The organism is Pseudomonas putida S13.1.2 (assembly GCF_000498395.2).
Classification (GTDB): Bacteria; Pseudomonadota; Gammaproteobacteria; order Pseudomonadales; family Pseudomonadaceae; genus Aquipseudomonas; species Aquipseudomonas putida_Q.
In genome coordinates this window covers 5,017,088-5,033,038 of sequence record NZ_CP010979.1, presented here as the reverse complement: position 1 = coordinate 5,033,038, position 15,951 = coordinate 5,017,088, and the positions used below count along the sequence as shown (strand labels likewise).

The 15,951-nt window shown below is 63.1% G+C and carries 17 protein-coding genes; 9 read left to right on the top strand and 8 right to left on the bottom strand.

Annotated elements, in window-relative coordinates; genetic code table 11:
- Positions 1-22: 22 nt before the first annotated feature.
- On the top strand, positions 23-574 hold the full coding sequence (locus N805_RS22210; RefSeq protein WP_019471033.1) for a DNA-3-methyladenine glycosylase I: 552 nt from the start codon (positions 23-25) through the stop codon (positions 572-574).
- A 41-nt stretch (positions 575-615) separates the two neighbouring features.
- Positions 616-1,503 carry a lysophospholipid acyltransferase gene (locus tag N805_RS22205; protein WP_016489937.1) on the top strand — a complete coding sequence of 296 codons (888 nt, stop codon included), beginning with the start codon at positions 616-618 and terminating at the stop codon, positions 1,501-1,503.
- Between the two features lie 195 nt (positions 1,504-1,698).
- On the opposite strand, the gene N805_RS22200 is transcribed toward N805_RS22205, so the two are convergent.
- From N805_RS22200 to def, 5 genes are read right to left on the bottom strand one after another with little or no spacing between them, the layout of a single operon-like run.
- Positions 1,699-2,007, bottom strand: a complete 309-nt coding sequence (locus N805_RS22200; RefSeq protein ID WP_019473745.1) for a tetratricopeptide repeat protein — start codon at positions 2,005-2,007, stop codon at positions 1,699-1,701.
- Between the two features lie 11 nt (positions 2,008-2,018).
- Positions 2,019-3,392 carry a Trk system potassium transporter TrkA gene (gene trkA / locus N805_RS22195; protein ID WP_019473744.1) on the bottom strand — a complete coding sequence of 458 codons (1,374 nt, stop codon included), beginning with the start codon at positions 3,390-3,392 and terminating at the stop codon, positions 2,019-2,021.
- 23 nt (positions 3,393-3,415) lie between these two features.
- The gene (gene rsmB, locus N805_RS22190; RefSeq protein WP_019473743.1) at positions 3,416-4,726 is read right to left on the bottom strand and encodes a 16S rRNA (cytosine(967)-C(5))-methyltransferase RsmB; all 1,311 of its coding nucleotides are present in this window, start codon (positions 4,724-4,726) and stop codon (positions 3,416-3,418) included.
- The gene (gene fmt / locus N805_RS22185) at positions 4,723-5,655 is read right to left on the bottom strand and encodes a methionyl-tRNA formyltransferase (RefSeq protein ID WP_019473742.1); all 933 of its coding nucleotides are present in this window, start codon (positions 5,653-5,655) and stop codon (positions 4,723-4,725) included. Before fmt ends, rsmB begins: the two co-directional genes overlap by 4 nt.
- A 60-nt stretch (positions 5,656-5,715) precedes the next feature.
- Entirely contained in the window at positions 5,716-6,222 is a 507-nt protein-coding gene (gene def, locus N805_RS22180; protein WP_016497369.1) for a peptide deformylase, read from the bottom strand.
- A gap of 206 nt (positions 6,223-6,428) precedes the next feature.
- Here def and dprA point away from each other — a divergent pair, with 206 nt between their 5' ends.
- From dprA to N805_RS30205, 5 genes are all read left to right on the top strand, one after another.
- Positions 6,429-7,526: a DNA-processing protein DprA gene (gene dprA, locus N805_RS22175; protein WP_019473741.1), complete on the top strand. Its 1,098-nt coding sequence runs from the start codon at positions 6,429-6,431 to the stop codon at positions 7,524-7,526.
- A 42-nt stretch (positions 7,527-7,568) separates the two neighbouring features.
- Positions 7,569-8,126, top strand: coding sequence for an L-threonylcarbamoyladenylate synthase (locus N805_RS22170; RefSeq protein ID WP_011953122.1), 558 nt, complete (start codon positions 7,569-7,571; stop codon positions 8,124-8,126).
- A gap of 881 nt (positions 8,127-9,007) precedes the next feature.
- Positions 9,008-9,334 carry a hypothetical protein gene (locus N805_RS22165; RefSeq protein WP_019473740.1) on the top strand — a complete coding sequence of 109 codons (327 nt, stop codon included), beginning with the start codon at positions 9,008-9,010 and terminating at the stop codon, positions 9,332-9,334.
- Between the two features lie 267 nt (positions 9,335-9,601).
- Positions 9,602-9,886, top strand: coding sequence for a type II toxin-antitoxin system Phd/YefM family antitoxin (locus tag N805_RS22160; RefSeq protein ID WP_019473739.1), 285 nt, complete (start codon positions 9,602-9,604; stop codon positions 9,884-9,886).
- Positions 9,852-10,160 carry a Txe/YoeB family addiction module toxin gene (locus N805_RS30205; protein ID WP_080956831.1) on the top strand — a complete coding sequence of 103 codons (309 nt, stop codon included), beginning with the start codon at positions 9,852-9,854 and terminating at the stop codon, positions 10,158-10,160. Before N805_RS22160 ends, N805_RS30205 begins: the two co-directional genes overlap by 35 nt.
- Positions 10,161-10,315: 155 nt before the next feature.
- Here the strand turns inward: N805_RS30205 and N805_RS22155 are convergent, their stop codons facing one another.
- Entirely contained in the window at positions 10,316-11,293 is a 978-nt protein-coding gene (locus N805_RS22155) for an NADPH:quinone reductase (protein WP_019473738.1), read from the bottom strand.
- Positions 11,294-11,427: 134 nt separating this feature from the next.
- On the opposite strand from N805_RS22155, the gene hemF reads away from it, so the two are divergent.
- Positions 11,428-12,339, top strand: a complete 912-nt coding sequence (gene hemF / locus N805_RS22150; protein ID WP_019473737.1) for an oxygen-dependent coproporphyrinogen oxidase — start codon at positions 11,428-11,430, stop codon at positions 12,337-12,339.
- A gap of 25 nt (positions 12,340-12,364) precedes the next feature.
- Positions 12,365-13,189, top strand: a complete 825-nt coding sequence (aroE, locus tag N805_RS22145; RefSeq protein ID WP_019473736.1) for a shikimate dehydrogenase — start codon at positions 12,365-12,367, stop codon at positions 13,187-13,189.
- Positions 13,190-13,332: 143 nt separating this feature from the next.
- Here the strand turns inward: aroE and N805_RS22140 are convergent, their stop codons facing one another.
- Positions 13,333-14,898, bottom strand: coding sequence for a SulP family inorganic anion transporter (locus tag N805_RS22140; RefSeq protein ID WP_019473735.1), 1,566 nt, complete (start codon positions 14,896-14,898; stop codon positions 13,333-13,335).
- A gap of 127 nt (positions 14,899-15,025) precedes the next feature.
- Entirely contained in the window at positions 15,026-15,949 is a 924-nt protein-coding gene (gene choX / locus N805_RS22135) for a choline ABC transporter substrate-binding protein (protein ID WP_019473734.1), read from the bottom strand.
- Positions 15,950-15,951 lie beyond the last annotated feature (2 nt).

Genomic DNA, 15,951 nt, shown 5'->3' with positions numbered 1-15,951 from the left:
GCCCTCTACTCATTGGAGCCTTATGCCACGCTGCTTTTGGTGTACCGACGATCCGTTGTACCAGGCCTATCATGACCAGGAATGGGGAACGCCACAGCGTGACCCGGCGTTGCTCTTCGAGATGCTTTTGCTCGAAGGGTTCCAGGCCGGGCTGTCGTGGATAACCGTTTTGCGCAAGCGCGAGCGTTATCGCGAGGTGATGTACGGCTTCGACCCGGAAAAGCTGGCCGCCATGAGCGACGAGCGCATCGAAGAACTGATGCAGGATGCCGGCATCATCCGCAATCGCCTCAAGCTCAAGGCTGCGCGGCGCAATGCCCAAGCCTGGCTGGCTGTGGATAACCCCGCCGCATGGCTATGGTCGTTCGTTGGCGGCGAGCCGAAGATCAACCACTTCGAAGTGCGCGGCGACGTGCCGGCTGTCACCGACGAAGCCAAGGCCATGAGCAAGGCCCTGCAAAAAGCTGGCTTCACCTTTGTCGGCCCGACCATCTGCTACGCCTTCATGCAGGCCACCGGCATGGTCATGGACCACACCACCGATTGCGATCGCTACGCCGCCTTGTTGCGCTGAGGGGTTACAATGCGCGCCTTGCTGAAATAAGGAATTCGCCTGTGGAAAAGTTCAAGGGCGCCCTGATGGTCGGGGTGCTGCGCCTGTTTGCCAAGCTGCCCTGGGGCGCTGTACAGCGTGTGGGCGCGGGTATCGGCTGGCTGATGTGGAAAGTGCCCAATGGTTCGCGCAACGTGGTGCGGATCAACCTTGCCAAGTGTTTCCCGGAGATGGACCCGGTTGCCCGTGAGCAGCTGGTTGGCCAGGCGCTGCGGGATATCGGCAAGTCCTTCGTCGAAAGTGCCTGTGCCTGGATCTGGCCGCCGCAGCGTTCGCTGGAGCTGGTCAAGGAAGTGCACGGCCTGGAAGTGCTGGAGCAGGCCCTGGCCTCGGGCAAGGGCGTGGTGGGAATCACCAGCCACCTGGGCAACTGGGAAGTGCTGAACCACTTCTACTGCAACCAGTGCAAACCGATCATCTTCTATCGCCCGCCGAAGCTCAAAGCTGTGGATGACCTGCTGCGTGAGCAGCGCGTGCAGATGGGCAACCGCGTGGCGCCTTCGACCAAGGAAGGCATCCTCAGCGTCATCAAGGAAGTGCGCCGTGGTGGCCAGGTGGGCATCCCCGCCGACCCGGAGCCGGCGGAATCGGCAGGGGTGTTCGTGCCGTTTCTGGGTACCCAGGCGCTGACCAGCAAGTTCGTGCCGAATATGCTGGCCGGTGGCAAGGCTGTGGGGGTGTTCCTGCATGCGCTGCGGCTGCCGGATGGTTCGGGCTTTCGGGTGATTCTGGAAGCAGCGCCGGAAGCGATGTACAGCACCGATGTGACCGAATCGGCGGCGGCGATGAGCAAGGTGGTCGAGCGCTATGTGCGCGAGTACCCGAGCCAGTACATGTGGAGCATGAAGCGCTTCAAGAAGCGCCCGGCTGGCGAGCCGCGCTGGTACTGAGATTTTTGGGGGCGCTTTGCGCCCCTTTCGCCGGCAAGCCAGCTCCCACCCTGACCGTGCCGGCCCGAGCTCATGCTTCAGCCTTGGACAACTTCTGGCTTAGACAAGCTCTGGCTTGTACAAAGCCCATGGGTTTGCTCGGCCCCTGTGGGAGCTGGCTTGCCGGCGATGGGCTGCAAAGCAGCCCCGGCAATTTCAGACCTTGTTGAGTTTCTTCAGGAACACTGTCATCTCTTTCTCGGCCTGCTTGTCCCCATGGGCCTGCGCCGCCACGATCCCATCTTCCCAGGCCTTGCGCGCTGCTGCCAGGTCACCCTGCAACTGATGCGCCTTGCCCAGCAGCTTCCACGCCGCGGAATACTTGGGATCCTGCTCCACACACCGTGCCAGGTGTACCGCCGCTTCAGCGCCGTTGCCTTCATCCAGCCAAGCCTTCCCTAGCCCGAAACGCAGCAATGGGTTATCCACACCCTTGGCCAGCATTTTCTCCAGCGATTCGCGCATGCCCTCTTCTCCTAGAAGAAACTCAAGCCAACGTGGAACAGCTTTTCCACATCCCGAATGTGTTTTTTATCCACAACGAACAGGATCACATGGTCACCCGATTCGATCCTGGTGGCGTCGTGGGCGATCATCACCTCTTCGTCCCGGATGATGGCGCCGATGGTGGTACCCGGCGGCAGGGCGATGTCTTCGATGGCTTTGCCAACCACCTTGCTCGACTTCGCGTCCCCGTGTGCCACCGCCTCGATGGCCTCGGCCGCACCACGGCGCAGCGAGTGAACGCTGACGATGTCGCCCCGGCGCACGTGCGCCAGCAGCGTGCCGATGGTGGCCAGCTGCGGGCTGATGGCGATGTCGATATCACCGCCCTGCACCAGGTCGACATAGGCCGGGTTGTTGATGATGGTCATCACCTTGCCCGCGCCCAGGCGTTTGGCCAGCAGCGACGACATGATGTTGGCTTCGTCGTCGTTGGTCAGGGCCAGGAAGATGTCGGCGTCGGCGATGTTTTCTTCGAGCATCAGGTCCTTGTCCGAGGCGCTGCCCTGTAGCACCACGGTGCTTTCCAAGGTATCGGAGAGGTGCCGGCAGCGCGCCGGGTTCATCTCGATGATCTTCACCTGGTAGCGGCTCTCGATGGCTTCGGCCAGGCGTTCGCCGATCTGCCCGCCGCCAGCGATCACAATGCGTTTGTTGGTTTCGTCGATGCGGCGCAGCTCGCCCATCACCGCGCGGATGTCCTTCTTGGCGGCGATGAAGAACACTTCGTCGTCAGCTTCGATCACGGTGTCGCCACGTGGGGTGATCGGCCGGTCGCGGCGGAAGATGGCTGCCACGCGGGTGTCGACGTTGGGCATGTGCGCACGGATCTGGCGCAGCTGCTGGCCCACCAGCGGGCCACCGTAGTAAGCCTTCACCGCCACCAGTTGGGCCTTGCCTTCGGCAAAGTCGATCACCTGCAGCGAGCCTGGGTGTTCGATCAGGCGCTTGATGTAGTTGGTCACCACCTGCTCGGGGCTGATCAGCACGTCGACCGGGATATGGTCGTTGTGGAACAGCTCCTCGCGGGTGAGGTAAGACGATTCCCGCACCCGGGCGATCTTGGTCGGGGTGTGGAACAGCGAATAGGCCACCTGGCAGGCGACCATGTTGGTTTCGTCGCTGTTGGTCACTGCCACCAGCATGTCGGCGTCATCGGCACCGGCCTGACGCAGCACCGTCGGCAGCGAGCCACGGCCCTGCACGGTGCGGATGTCCAGGCGGTCACCGAGGTCGCGCAAGCGCTCGCCATCGGTGTCGACCACGGTGATGTCGTTCGCTTCGCTGGCCAAATGCTCTGCCAGCGTACCGCCTACCTGCCCTGCGCCGAGGATGATGATCTTCATCCGCTACTCCCTACCGTTTGTGCTTATCCGCGTGAGGCGGCGATCTTGATCAGCTTGGCATAGTAGAAACCGTCGTGGCCGCCTTCCTGGGCCAGCAACTGGCGGCCGTGGGGCTGGCGCAGGCCGGCCTCGGTGGCCAGGTCCAGCTCACGGGCGCCTGGGGTGCGGGCAAGGAAGGCGCCCACTACTTCGGTGTTCTCGGTCGGCAGGCTGGAGCAGGTGGCGTACAGCAGCATGCCGCCTACTTCCAGTGTCGGCCACAGGGCATCGAGCAGCTCGCCTTGCAGCGTTGCCAGGGCCGGGATGTCGTCGGCCTGGCGGGTCAGCTTGATGTCCGGGTGGCGGCGGATTACGCCGGTGGCCGAACACGGCGCGTCGAGCAGGATGCGCTGGAACGGCTTGCCGTCCCACCAGCTGGCGGTGTCGCGGGCATCGCAGGCGATCAGCTCGGCGTCCAGTTGCAGGCGGTCGAGGTTCTCGCGCACGCGGGTCAGGCGCTTGGCTTCGAGGTCGATGGCCACCATCTGCGCCAGGCCGGCTTCGGCCTCCAGCAAGTGGCAGGTTTTGCCACCCGGGGCGCAACAGGCGTCCAGCACGCGCTGGCCGGGGGCCAGTTCGAGCAGGTCGGCGGACAGCTGCGCGGCCTCGTCCTGCACGCTCACCCAGCCCTCGGCGAAGCCTGGCAGGCCGCGCACGTCGCAGGCCTCGGCCAGCACGATGCCGTCACGGCTGTACTGGCAGGCGCTGGCGCCAATGCCCGCTTCGGCCAGCAGTGCCAGGTAGGCATCGCGGCTGTGGTGACGGCGGTTGACCCGCAGAATCATCGGCGGGTGGGCGTTGTTGGCGGCGCAGATGGCTTCCCACTGTTCTGGCCAAAAGGCTTTCAGCGCCTTTTGCAACCAGCGCGGGTGGGCGGTGCGTACCACTGGGTCGCGCTCCATGCCGGCGAGCAGTTCTTCGCCTTCGCGCTGGGCGCGGCGCAGCACGGCATTGAGCAGGCCCTTGGCCCACGGCTTTTTCAGCTTGTCGGCACAGCCCACGGTTTCGCCGATGGCGGCGTGGGCCGGAATGCGGGTGTAGAACAACTGGTACAGGCCGACCAGCAGCAGCGCCTGCACATCGGCGTCGGCGGCCTTGAAGGGCTTTTGCAGCAGTTGCGCGGCCAGCAGGTCGAGGCGCGGCTGCCAGCGTGCGGTACCGAACGCCAGGTCCTGGGTCAGGCCACGGTCGCGTTCATCAACCTTGTCCAGTTGTGCCGGCAGCGAGCTGTTCAGCGAGGCCTTGCCACTGAGTACAGCGGCAAGGGCACGGGCGGCGGCGAGACGTGGGTTCATTGGCCCAGCACCTTGCCGGCGGCGAACTTCTCGCGGCGGCTGTTGAACAGGTCGCTGAAGTTAAGCGCCTTGCCGCCGGGCAGTTGCAGGCGGGTCAGGCTCAGCGCCAGGTCGCCGCACGCAACGACCAGGCCGTCCTTGCTGGCGGACAGGATTTCGCCCGGGGCGCCCTTGCCTGTGGACAAGTTGGCGGCCAGCACCTTCACGCTTTCGCCATCCAGGGTGCTGTGGCACACCGGCCACGGGTTGAAGGCGCGGATCAGGCGCTCCAGCTCAACGGCAGGGCGGGTCCAGTCGATGCGTGCCTCGTCCTTGTTCAGCTTGTGTGCGTAGGTAGCCAGGGTATCGTCCTGCACCTCACCTTGCAGCGAACCTTCGGCCAGCCCGGCAATGGCCTGAACGACTGCAGGCGGGCCCATTTCGGCCAGGCGATCATGCAAGGTGCCGCCGGTGTCGTCGGCGCTGATGGGGGTGACTACCTTGAGCAGCATCGGGCCGGTGTCCAGGCCAGCTTCCATGCGCATCACGGTTACGCCGCTTTCGGCGTCGCCGGCTTCCACGGCGCGCTGGATCGGCGCCGCACCGCGCCAGCGTGGCAGCAGGGAGGCGTGGCTGTTGATGCAGCCCAGGCGCGGGATATCCAGCACTGCCTGCGGCAGGATCAGGCCGTAGGCGACCACCACCATCAGGTCCGGCTTCAGCGCGGCCAGTTCGGCCTGGGCATCGGCGTTGCGCAGGGTTTGCGGCTGGAACACCGGGATGTCATGGGCCACTGCCAGTGCCTTGACCGCACTTGGCATCAGCTTCTGGCCACGGCCGGCCGGGCGGTCGGGCTGGGTGTAGACGGCCACGATCTGGTACGGGCTGTCGAGCAGGGCCTTGAGGTGTTCGGCGGCAAACTCTGGAGTGCCTGCAAAGACGATGCGCATGGAGTTCTCGCTTCAAAATAGAAAAAGGCTTGCCGGAGCAAGCCTTCTGGAAGGTGGGGATCAGGCTTGCTGGCGGTGCTGCTTTTCCAGCTTCTTCTTGATCCGGTCGCGCTTGAGCTGCGACAGGTAGTCAACGAACAGCTTGCCGTTGAGGTGATCGAATTCGTGCTGTACGCACACCGCCAGCAGGCCTTCGCATTCCAGCTCGTACGGCTTGCCGTCGCGGTCCTGGGCCTTGACCCGCACACGCAGCGGGCGGTCGACGTTCTCGTAGAAGCCGGGCACCGACAGGCAACCTTCCTGGTACTGGCCCATGTCGTGGGTCAGTTCTTCGACCGTGGGGTTGATGAAGACGCGCGGCTCGCTGCGGTCTTCGCTGAGGTCCATGACCACGACCTGCAGGTGCACGTTGACCTGGGTGGCGGCCAGGCCGATACCAGGGGCTTCGTACATGGTTTCAAACATGTCGTCGATCAGCTGACGCAGGGCGTCGTCGAACTCCGTCACCGGTTTGGCGATAGTGCGCAGGCGCGGGTCCGGGAATTCGAGAATGTTCAAGATGGCCATAAGGTCAGGCAGTCACTGTGCGTTCGGTTGAAAACTGAGCACACATAATAAAGGGAAACGGGGATTTCGGCACCTGGCAAGCTCGTCTAGGGTGTCTATGGGCTTGATAGCCCCCAATCAATGGACAGCTTTTCAAAGTGTTACTCACAGAGTTATCCACAGGTTGTGCCACGTAGATGGCCCTGTTTAGATCAAGGACGATCCCCATGCCCAGTTACCATTCGTCGCTCTGCCCGCCTGCCGAACTGGAGGCGCGATTACGCCTGCATCGCCTGCCCGAGACAGGACTGCGACGTTTTCGCACCTTGCTGGATGCGTTCGGCAGCGCCTCTAGCGCGCTTAGCGCTCCCGGTTCGGCCTGGCGAGCGTTGGGCATCCCCCAAGCCACCATCGATGCCCGGCGCAGTGCCGAGGTCCGCGATGGCGCGCTGGCCGCAATGGCCTGGTTAGAGCGCCCCGGCCAGCATTTGCTGATGTGGGACGGCCCTGGCTACCCTGCCTTGCTGGCAGAAATCGACGACGCCCCGCCGCTGCTTTTTGTTGCCGGCGACCCGGCCTTGCTCGACCGCCCTCAGCTGGCCATCGTGGGCAGCAGACGTGCCACACCCCCGGCGCTCGACACAGCCCGGGCATTTTCCCGCTACCTTGCGCAGGCAGGTTTCACCATTACCAGCGGGCTGGCGGTAGGCGTCGACGGTGCCGCTCATCGGGCTGCGTTGCAGGCCGGTGGGTGCACGATTGCCGTGCTCGGCACGGGGCTGCAAAAACTTTATCCACAGCGCCATCTTGAGCTTGCGCAGGCGATGATCGACAACGGCAGTGCGCTGGTTTCGGAGTATCCGCTGGATGCCGGGCCACTGCCTGGCAACTTCCCACGGCGCAACCGCATCATCAGCGGGCTGTCGCTGGGTGTGCTGGTGGTAGAGGCCAGCATGGCCAGCGGCTCGCTGATTACGGCGCGCCTGGCGGCCGAGCAAGGCCGTGAGGTGTATGCCATTCCGGGGTCTATTCATCACCCGGGGGCCAAGGGCTGTCACCAACTGATCCGGGATGGGGCATTACTGGTGGAAACGGTGGAGCAAATCCTGGAAAGCCTGCAGGGTTGGCAGAACCTGCCACCTGCAGTTGTGGACAGGTTCGACCATCCCCTGCTCGCCCTGCTGCATGCAGCGCCTCAAACCAGCGAAAGCCTTGCGCACTGCAGCGAGCTGCCGCTGGCCGAAGTGTTGGCGCAGCTGACCGAGCTGGAGCTGGAAGGCCGGGTCAGCAATGAAGCCGGGCGTTGGTTTGCCCGCGCGGGCTAAGTACACTGCGCACAAGCAAGGTATTCAGGCGGAGTAACAGCAATGGTGAGCAGTTTTCGTGTGCAACAAGCCGCACGTGAGATCCGGGCGGGCGCAGTAATCGCCTACCCGACGGAAGCGGTCTGGGGCCTGGGCTGCGACCCATGGAACGAGGACGCGGTGTATCGCCTGCTGGCGCTGAAGTCGCGGCCTGTGGATAAAGGGCTGATCCTGATCGCTGACAACATCCGCCAGTTCGACTTCCTGTTCGAGGACTTCCCCGAAGACTGGATCGACCGCATGGGCAGCACCTGGCCGGGGCCGAATACCTGGCTGGTGCCGCACCAGGACCTGCTGCCCGAGTGGGTGACCGGTCAGCATGACACGGTGGCGCTGCGCGTCAGTGACCACCCGGTGGTGCGTGAACTGTGCGCACTGGTGGGGCCGCTGATTTCCACCTCGTGCAACCCAGGCGGTCGCCCGGCGGCGAAGACCCGGTTGCGGGTGGAGCAGTACTTCCACGGCCAGCTGGACCTGGTGCTTGGCGGGGCGCTGGGGGGGCGGAAGAACCCGAGTGTGATTCGCAACCTGGCAACCGGCGAGGTTGTGCGCCCGGGCTGATACCTATCCACAGGCGTGGGGGGCGATCTGGCGCCGCCTAGAGGTGCCTGCCTTGAGGTTTGAGGCGCCTGTGAGATCGAGCGCCGCCCGCGCGGCGCATCGCGAGCAAGCTCGCTCCTACATTTGTTTCGGGCCAGTTATTCCTGAGGCAGGCGCGCGCGGGCCCTTGGCTTCCAGCTCAATATCGCGTGGAACAAACAAGGCGGTCGCGCGCGTTGATGCAGGCGTTATTGGCCCGAAACGAATGTAGGAGCGAGCTTGCTCGCGATGCGCCGCGCGGGCGGCGCTCGATTTGCGCGACACCACAGAAACCAAGGCGTGCGCCTGGTTACCGTTACGCTGTCTGCGTGCGCCAAATCGATTGAGGGTGTGGCCTAGGCCCGATAGCCCGAAAAAACAAAGGCCGCACAAGCGGCCCAAATGGTAAGGATGTACTCGCCCGGATAACTTGAGCTCAGCCGACGCACCAGTACAACCTGAAGCAGAAACGCTACGCTTCCAAACCAGCATGGTCAAGGCAGTGCCCTTTTTATCGCGTGCTGTGCATGCGCCTCCTGTTGCCATTTGCGTGATCAGGGTTTTCTGATTTTTGCCAAAATGGCTGTCCAGCTGGCCACTTCGGAAATATCCTACGAGCCGCGTCCTCTGCCATCACCTTCTCAGTGGGAACCTCTGCCCTTAGGCTTAAACCGTCGCCGAATAACTTGGCGATCGGGTGTGGTAACCCGGATGTGCTTGAGGCGTCACAGCTATGGCAGCTGTGCGCGGGAGGCGTCATGCCTGCCGGGAGCGCCTCCAGCCCGGTTTACCACCTCGCGTACAGCTGCCGCCTAATCCGTGTGGTAACGGCCCGGCGTTAGCTTCAATGCCTGGAGCAAGCCATGAAAAAGATAGTGCCCGATCCACCCCTACCCTGCACCTCCACCCGCCCCTTCGGCCGCTGCGACGCCGGCCATGACCCGCTCTTCACCGTCAACCCGAACATTTCCGCCGAAGACGCTCTGGTCCACGTAGCCCTGTACCTGCGCAGCGCCTACGAAACCGGCTACAAAGCCCTGGACTACATGCGCGAAGAGGGCCGTGGCATGTTCTGGTCGAACCTGCATGCGATTGAGATGGCAGAGGGTGTGATTGAGGCGATACTCGATGGCATCGAGTCGACCCCTCCATCCACAAGCGGTTCACCCCAAAACAGCGTCGTACCTTAATTCGATGCGATTGCTGTGGGAGTAGGCAGGCCTGCTCTCGCAGCGATTTCCTACAAGCTCTGGCGAAGGCAAACACCTGCCCACCAGAAGACATCCAATTTATGCTTTGCATCCTCAAGGTTCCCGACCATGGGATGTTGAAGTTTGTACCTAGGCTTGTACAATGTTTGAGTTGGTAGGAAGCCACCAAGCCTAGCGCCCATTCAGCAGTGCTGAGTGGGTCGAGAAAAACCTGATCCGGGCCCTGCCTGGGAAGGATTTGAAGAAATGCATGTACTGACTTTTAGCCAGGCTCGCGCCGACCTGAAGCAGACGATGGATGATGTATGTCGGGATCACGAACCTGCGATCATTACGCGCCAGCGTGGTGAGCCGGTGGTCATGATCTCGCTTGAAGACTACAACGGCATGCAAGAGACCATGTACCTGTTGGGTTCTTCAGCCAATGCCAAGCGCTTGCGCGCATCCATTGATCAGCTGCGGTCGGGTGAAGCGGCTACCCATGAGCTGCCCATAGATGAACATGAAGTCAAAACAACGCAACAAGACTGAGGCTCGCAATTCTGTAAGCGTTGCGTTCACTTCAGAGGGTTGGGAAGACTACTGCCATTGGAAGGATGCTGACTCTGATGTATTCGCGACGATCAACACACTGATCAGGGAGTGCCTACGTACTCCGTTCAGAGGTACTGGCAAGCCCGAGCCGCTCAAGGGCGACCTGTCAGGATTCTGGTCTCGCCGTATTACTCGCGAGCATCGGTTGGTATACCTTTTCGAAGGTGGTCAGATGACGATCTTGCAGTGCCGATACCACTACGACGATTAATCAAGGCGAAGAAATCCTATGGGATTGCGCCGTAATTAAGGTCGACTCAATACACTGTGGGAGCGGGTTTACCCGCGAACACCGGCAGAGCCGGTGCCATCCACCGCGGTGGCTGCTTCGCGGGCATGCCCGCTCCTACAGGGAACGAGTGTGGCTCAGGGGATTAGTACAGTCGACCCCACGGTCCGCCGCGCCGACAGCTCCGCCTGTGCCTTGGCCGCCTCGCTCAATGGATACCGCTGCTGGATATCCACAACCAGCTTGCCACTTGCAATCATCGCAAACAGGTCATCGGCCATGGCCTGGGTGTTCTCGGCATTATTGGCATAGGTCGCCAAGGTCGGCCGGGTGACATACAGCGAGCCCTTCTGCGCCAGGATCCCCAGGTTCACCCCGCTCACCGCGCCCGAGGCATTGCCAAAGCTCACCATCAACCCGCGTGGCTGCAGGCAGTCCAGCGAGGTGAGCCAGGTATCGGCGCCTACGCCGTCATACACCACCGGGCATTTCTTGCCGTCGGTCAGTTCCAGTACCCGCTTGGCCACATCTTCGTGGCTGTAGTCGATGGTTTCCCATGCCCCCAGCGCCTTGGCCCGCTCGGCCTTCTCGGCAGAACTCACGGTGCCGATCAGCTTGGCGCCCAGGGCCTTGGCCCACTGGCAGGCCAGCGAACCGACGCCACCTGCTGCGGCGTGGAACAGGATCACATCGCCCGCCTTCACTTCATAGGTCTGCTTCAGCAGGTACTGCACGGTCAAACCCTTGAGCATCACCGCTGCCGCCTGCTCGAAGCTGATGTTGTCGGGCAGCTTGACCAGGTTGGCCTCCGGCAGCGTATGCACCTCGCTGTACGCGCCCAGCGGGCCACCGGCATGGGCCACGCGGTCACCCACCTTCAGGCGGGTGACACCCTCGCCCACCGCCTCGACCACGCCGGCCGCCTCGGTACCCAGGCCAGAAGGCAGGGACGGCGGTGGATAGAGCCCGCTGCGAAAATACGTGTCGATGAAGTTCAGGCCGATGGCGTGGTTACGCACACGCACCTGCTGGGGCCCGGGCGGGGTGGGTTCGAATTCCACAAATTGCAGCACTTCCGGGCCGCCATGCTGGCTGAACTGGATACGCTTGGCCATCTCGCACTCCTGTAGTCGGGATCGGGAAAAGGCCTTCTATCGGACGCCTTTGCTTGATCGCCGTCAACTGCGGCGCGCGCGCTGGCGGTGGTATGCTACGCGCGAATTCTTCCCTGCCCGTTCCTGGTGACCCGATGACTAGCCGCACCGAGGCCGTGAAAGCCTACCTGCTCGACCTGCAAGACCGCATCTGCTCTGCCCTCGAAACAGAAGACGGCGGCGCCCGTTTCGTCGAGGATGCCTGGGTGCGCGAAGCCGGTGGCGGGGGCCGCACGCGGGTGATCGGCGACGGCAAGGTGATCGAGAAAGGCGGGGTCAACTTCTCCCATGTGTTTGGTGCCGGCCTGCCACCCTCGGCCAGCGCCCACCGCCCTGAACTGGCGGGCCGTGGCTTCGAGGCCCTGGGTGTGTCGCTGGTGATCCACCCGCACAACCCGCATGTGCCCACTTCCCACGCCAATGTGCGGTTCTTCATCGCCGAAAAGGAAGGTGAAGAGGCCGTATGGTGGTTCGGCGGCGGCTTCGACCTGACCCCGTACTATGGCAACGAAGAAGACTGCATCCACTGGCACCGCGTGGCCGAACAGGCCTGCGCACCCTTCGGCGCCGACGTGTATCCGCGTTACAAGGCCTGGTGCGACCGCTACTTCCACCTCAAGCACCGTGGCGAGCCACGCGGCATCGGCGGCCTGTTCTTCGACGACCTGAACGAGTGGGACTTCGACACCTGCTTCGCTTTCATCCGCGCCATCGGCGATGCCTTCGTCAACGCCTACCTGCCGATCGTCCAGCGCCGCAAGGACACGCCCTACACCCCGCAGCAGCGCGAGTTCCAGGAATACCGCCGCGGCCGCTACGTGGAGTTCAACCTGGTTTACGACCGTGGCACCCTGTTCGGCCTGCAATCCGGTGGCCGCACCGAGTCCATCCTCATGTCGCTGCCACCTCAGGTGCGCTGGGGTTACGACTGGAAGGCCGCACCCGGCAGCGAAGAAGCGCGCCTGACCGAGTACTTCCTGCAGGACCGCGACTGGCTTGGCCAGTAAGCCTGTGGATAACCAAGGAGCCGTCATGGACCAGTACGTCGTTTTTGGTAACCCCATCGGCCACAGCAAGTCGCCGCTGATCCACCGCCTGTTCGCCGAGCAGACCGGCCAGGACCTGGAATACGCCACGCTGCTGGCGCCGCTGGACGAGTTCAGCGATTGCGCACGCGGCTTCTTCAAGCAAGGCAGCGGCGGCAACGTCACCGTGCCATTCAAGGAAGAGGCCTACCGCCTGTGCGACAGCCTGACCCCGCGTGCCCAGCGCGCTGGTGCAGTGAACACGCTAAGCAAGCTGGCTGATGGCACCCTGCAGGGCGACAACACCGATGGCGCGGGCCTGGTGCGCGACCTGACAGTGAATGCCGGGGTCGAACTGGCTGGCAAACGCATTCTCATCCTCGGTGCAGGTGGCGCCGTGCGTGGCGTGCTGGAGCCCATTCTGGCGCACAAGCCGCAGTCGCTTGTGGTTGCCAACCGCACTGTGGAAAAAGCCGAGCAGCTGGCGCGTGAGTTCGATGAGCTGGGGCCGGTGGTGGCCAGCGGGTTTGCCTGGTTGCAGGAGCCGGTGGATGTGATCATCAACGCCACCTCGGCGAGCCTGGCCGGGGAAATGCCGCCGATTGCCGACAGCCTGGTCGAGGCGGGGCGCACGGTTTGCTACGACATGATGTATGGCAAGGAGCCGACGCCGTTTTGCGCGTGGGCTACCCGGCTGGGTGCGGCCAAGGTGCTCGATGGGTTGGGGATGCTGGCTGAGCAGGCGGCTGAAGCCTTCTTTATCTGGCGTGGTGTGCGGCCGGATACGGCGCCGGTGTTGGCTGAACTGCGCCGGCAACTGGCTCGGGGCTGAAATTGTCGGGGCCGCTTTGCGGCCCATCGCGACACAAGGCCGCTCCTACAGGGGATCGCCGTCTGGCGGCAAATCGAGACCCTTGTAGGAGCGGCCTTGTGTCGCGATGGGCTGCAAAGCAGCCCCAGGATCTCAACCCAACCTCACTCTTCAAACCGGATCGGGCACAACTCCACCCCTTCCAGCTTCTGCAATTCCTCGATCACCTGCGGCCTGGCCCGGTGCAAGGTCAAACTCCCGCCCAACCGCCGCAACCGCCGTGCCTCGCGGTGCAACATATCCACACCCGAGTAATCGATAAAATTCACCTGCCGGGCATCAATCACCACATGCGGCCCCTGGCAGCGCTGCAAGCGCACCTGCAGGTAATGCGCCGCACCAAAGAAAATCGACCCGCCCACCCGCAACACATCCGCCTCCCCTTCACGGCTTTGCTGTACCCGTGGCCGTGAGGTGCGCTTGAGGTAGAAAAACAGCGAAGCCAGCACGCCCGCATAGATCGCCGTCTGCAGCTCCAGCAGCAAGGTTGCCGCCGCCGTCAGCGCCATCACCAGGAACTCCGAGCGGCTGACCCGAAACAGCGCGCGAATCCCCCGATGGTCCACCAACCCCCAGCAGATCAGCAGGATGCTGCCGGCCATGGCGGGTATCGGCAGGTGCGCGATCAGGCCGGCGCCGGTAACGGCAAACAACGCCACCCACAGCGCCGAAAATACCCCGGCCATAGGCGAGCGGGCACCTGCCTCATAGCTCAGGCCCGAGCGGGTGAAGGAACCGGCAGACAGGTAACCGGAGAAAAATGCACCCGCTATGTTCGACAGGCCCTGTGCGCGTATTTCCTGGTCAGGGTCTATCAGCTGTTCCGAACGTGCCGACAACGAGCGGGCAATCGACAGGCTGGTGACCAACCCCAGCATGCCCACCGCCACGGCGCTGGGCAGCAGGCGCAGCATCAGCTCCACATCCAGCAAAGGCAGCGGGCTGAAGGGCGGGAGCTGCCCGGTGAATGCCGCCACCCTTGGCACATGGCCAAAGTAGCCCGGCAACAGCCAGGCCAGCAGGCTGACCAGCATCAGGCTTATCAACAGGCTCGGCCAGCGCGGGCGCCAGAGTTTGAAGGCCACACCGATCACGACAGTGGCCAGGCCCAGCATCAAGGAAGGCAGGTCGACCTCACCTGCATGGCTGGCCAGGTCCTGCACGGTCTTCAGTGCTGTGGCCTGGCTGGGCAGGTTCATGCCCAGCAGGTTGGGCAATTGGCCCAGGGCAATGACGATAGCGGCGCCCAGGGTGAAACCGAGTACTACCGAGTGGGAGACGAAGTTGACCAGCGCGCCAAAGCGCAAAAGCCCGAGCAGCAGCTGGAAGATGCCGCCGAGGAAGGTCAGCAGCAGCACCAGGGTGATGTAATCGGCGCTGCCGGCCACGGCCAGCGGGCTGATGCTGGCGTAGAGCACGATGGAGATGGCAGCGGTGGGGCCGCAGATCAGGTGCCAGGACGAACCCCACAGGCAGGCGATCAACACCGGTACGATGGCGGCGTACAGGCCATATTCGGCGGGCAAGCCGGCGATCAGCGCGTAGGCGATGGATTGTGGCAGGGCGAGGATGGCACCGCTCAGGCCGACCAGCAGGTCCTGGCGCAGGCTACGGCCCGATTGGCGGGGGAGCCAGGTGAGGAAGGGCAGCAGGTGAATGATGCGATGCATGAGATATTCACATTTCCAAAGGTCCACTGTCCCCTGTGGGAGCGGGTTTACCCGCGAATGCGTCGGTACATGCAATGCAGCATTCGCGGGTGAACCCGCTCCCACAGGGGGCGCGTCGTGTCTGAAACTACAGTTTGGCTTTGACGGCCTCCAGGGCATTGCCATCGGCCTTGGTGGTCACCCCAGCCAACCACCCGTCCAGCACTTCGGGATACGTTTTCACCCAAGCCCTGGCCGCGTCATCGAAGCTGATTTTCTTATCCACAACCTCGGCCATGATGGCGTTTTCCATGTCCAGGGTAAATTTCAGGTTACCCAGCAGCTTCGCCGCATTCGGGCAGGCTTGTGGATAACCCTTGCGGGTCAGCGTGTACACCTCACCCTTGCTGCCGAACCACTTTTCCCCACCGGTCAGGTAATGCATTTTCAGCTTCACGTTCATCGGGTGCGGGGTCCAGCCAAGGAAGGTGATGAACTGCTGTTTCTTCACCGCCCGGTCGACCTGGGCCAGCATCGCCTGCTCGCTGGACTCCACCAGTTTCCACTGGCCGAGGTTGAATTCATTCTTGTCGATGATTGCCTTCAGCGACAGGTTGGCCGGTGCGCCGGAGCCGATACCGTACAGCTTCTTGTCGAACTGGTCGGCGTGCTTCTGCAGGTCGGCAAAATCCTTCACCCCGGCATTCCACACGTAGTCGGGCACCGCCAGGGTGAACTCGGTTCCTTCCAGGTTACGTGACAGTTGCTGCACATCGCCGTTGTCGATGAACTTGTCATGAAAGCCTTGATGCGCCGGCATCCAGTTGCCCAGAAAGGCGTCGACACGGCCGTCCTTCAGGCCGCCGTAGATGATTGGTACGGCCAGGCTGTCGATTTTCACCTGGTAGCCCAGGCTTTCCAGTAACAGACGCGCCACGGCATTGGTCGATGCGATGTCGCTCCAGCCGGGGTCGGCCATTTTCACGGTACTGCATTGCGCGTCGCTGTCGGCGGCGTGGGCCGTGGCGGCGCCCAGGGCCAGGGCGAACACGGCGGCGGAGAACTTGTGCATGG

Excerpts from the sequence above, each read along its gene's own strand:
- hemF (WP_019473737.1), top strand. The coding sequence starts at position 11,428 with ATGACTAGCCGCACCGAGGCCGTGAAAGCCTACCTGCTCGACCTGCAA.
- dprA (WP_019473741.1), top strand. The coding sequence starts at position 6,429 with ATGCCCAGTTACCATTCGTCGCTCTGCCCGCCTGCCGAACTGGAGGCG.
- aroE (WP_019473736.1), top strand. The coding sequence starts at position 12,365 with ATGGACCAGTACGTCGTTTTTGGTAACCCCATCGGCCACAGCAAGTCG.
- N805_RS22140 (WP_019473735.1), bottom strand. The coding sequence starts at position 14,898 with ATGCATCGCATCATTCACCTGCTGCCCTTCCTCACCTGGCTCCCCCGC.
- fmt (WP_019473742.1), bottom strand. The coding sequence starts at position 5,655 with ATGCGCATCGTCTTTGCAGGCACTCCAGAGTTTGCCGCCGAACACCTC.
- choX (WP_019473734.1), bottom strand. The coding sequence starts at position 15,949 with ATGCACAAGTTCTCCGCCGCCGTGTTCGCCCTGGCCCTGGGCGCCGCC.
- rsmB (WP_019473743.1), bottom strand. The coding sequence starts at position 4,726 with ATGAACCCACGTCTCGCCGCCGCCCGTGCCCTTGCCGCTGTACTCAGT.
- N805_RS22155 (WP_019473738.1), bottom strand. The coding sequence starts at position 11,293 with ATGGCCAAGCGTATCCAGTTCAGCCAGCATGGCGGCCCGGAAGTGCTG.
- def (WP_016497369.1), bottom strand. The coding sequence starts at position 6,222 with ATGGCCATCTTGAACATTCTCGAATTCCCGGACCCGCGCCTGCGCACT.
- N805_RS22200 (WP_019473745.1), bottom strand. The coding sequence starts at position 2,007 with ATGCGCGAATCGCTGGAGAAAATGCTGGCCAAGGGTGTGGATAACCCA.
- N805_RS22210 (WP_019471033.1), top strand. The coding sequence starts at position 23 with ATGCCACGCTGCTTTTGGTGTACCGACGATCCGTTGTACCAGGCCTAT.
- N805_RS30205 (WP_080956831.1), top strand. The coding sequence starts at position 9,852 with ATGAACATGAAGTCAAAACAACGCAACAAGACTGAGGCTCGCAATTCT.
- trkA (WP_019473744.1), bottom strand. The coding sequence starts at position 3,392 with ATGAAGATCATCATCCTCGGCGCAGGGCAGGTAGGCGGTACGCTGGCA.
- N805_RS22165 (WP_019473740.1), top strand. The coding sequence starts at position 9,008 with ATGAAAAAGATAGTGCCCGATCCACCCCTACCCTGCACCTCCACCCGC.
- N805_RS22170 (WP_011953122.1), top strand. The coding sequence starts at position 7,569 with ATGGTGAGCAGTTTTCGTGTGCAACAAGCCGCACGTGAGATCCGGGCG.
- N805_RS22160 (WP_019473739.1), top strand. The coding sequence starts at position 9,602 with ATGCATGTACTGACTTTTAGCCAGGCTCGCGCCGACCTGAAGCAGACG.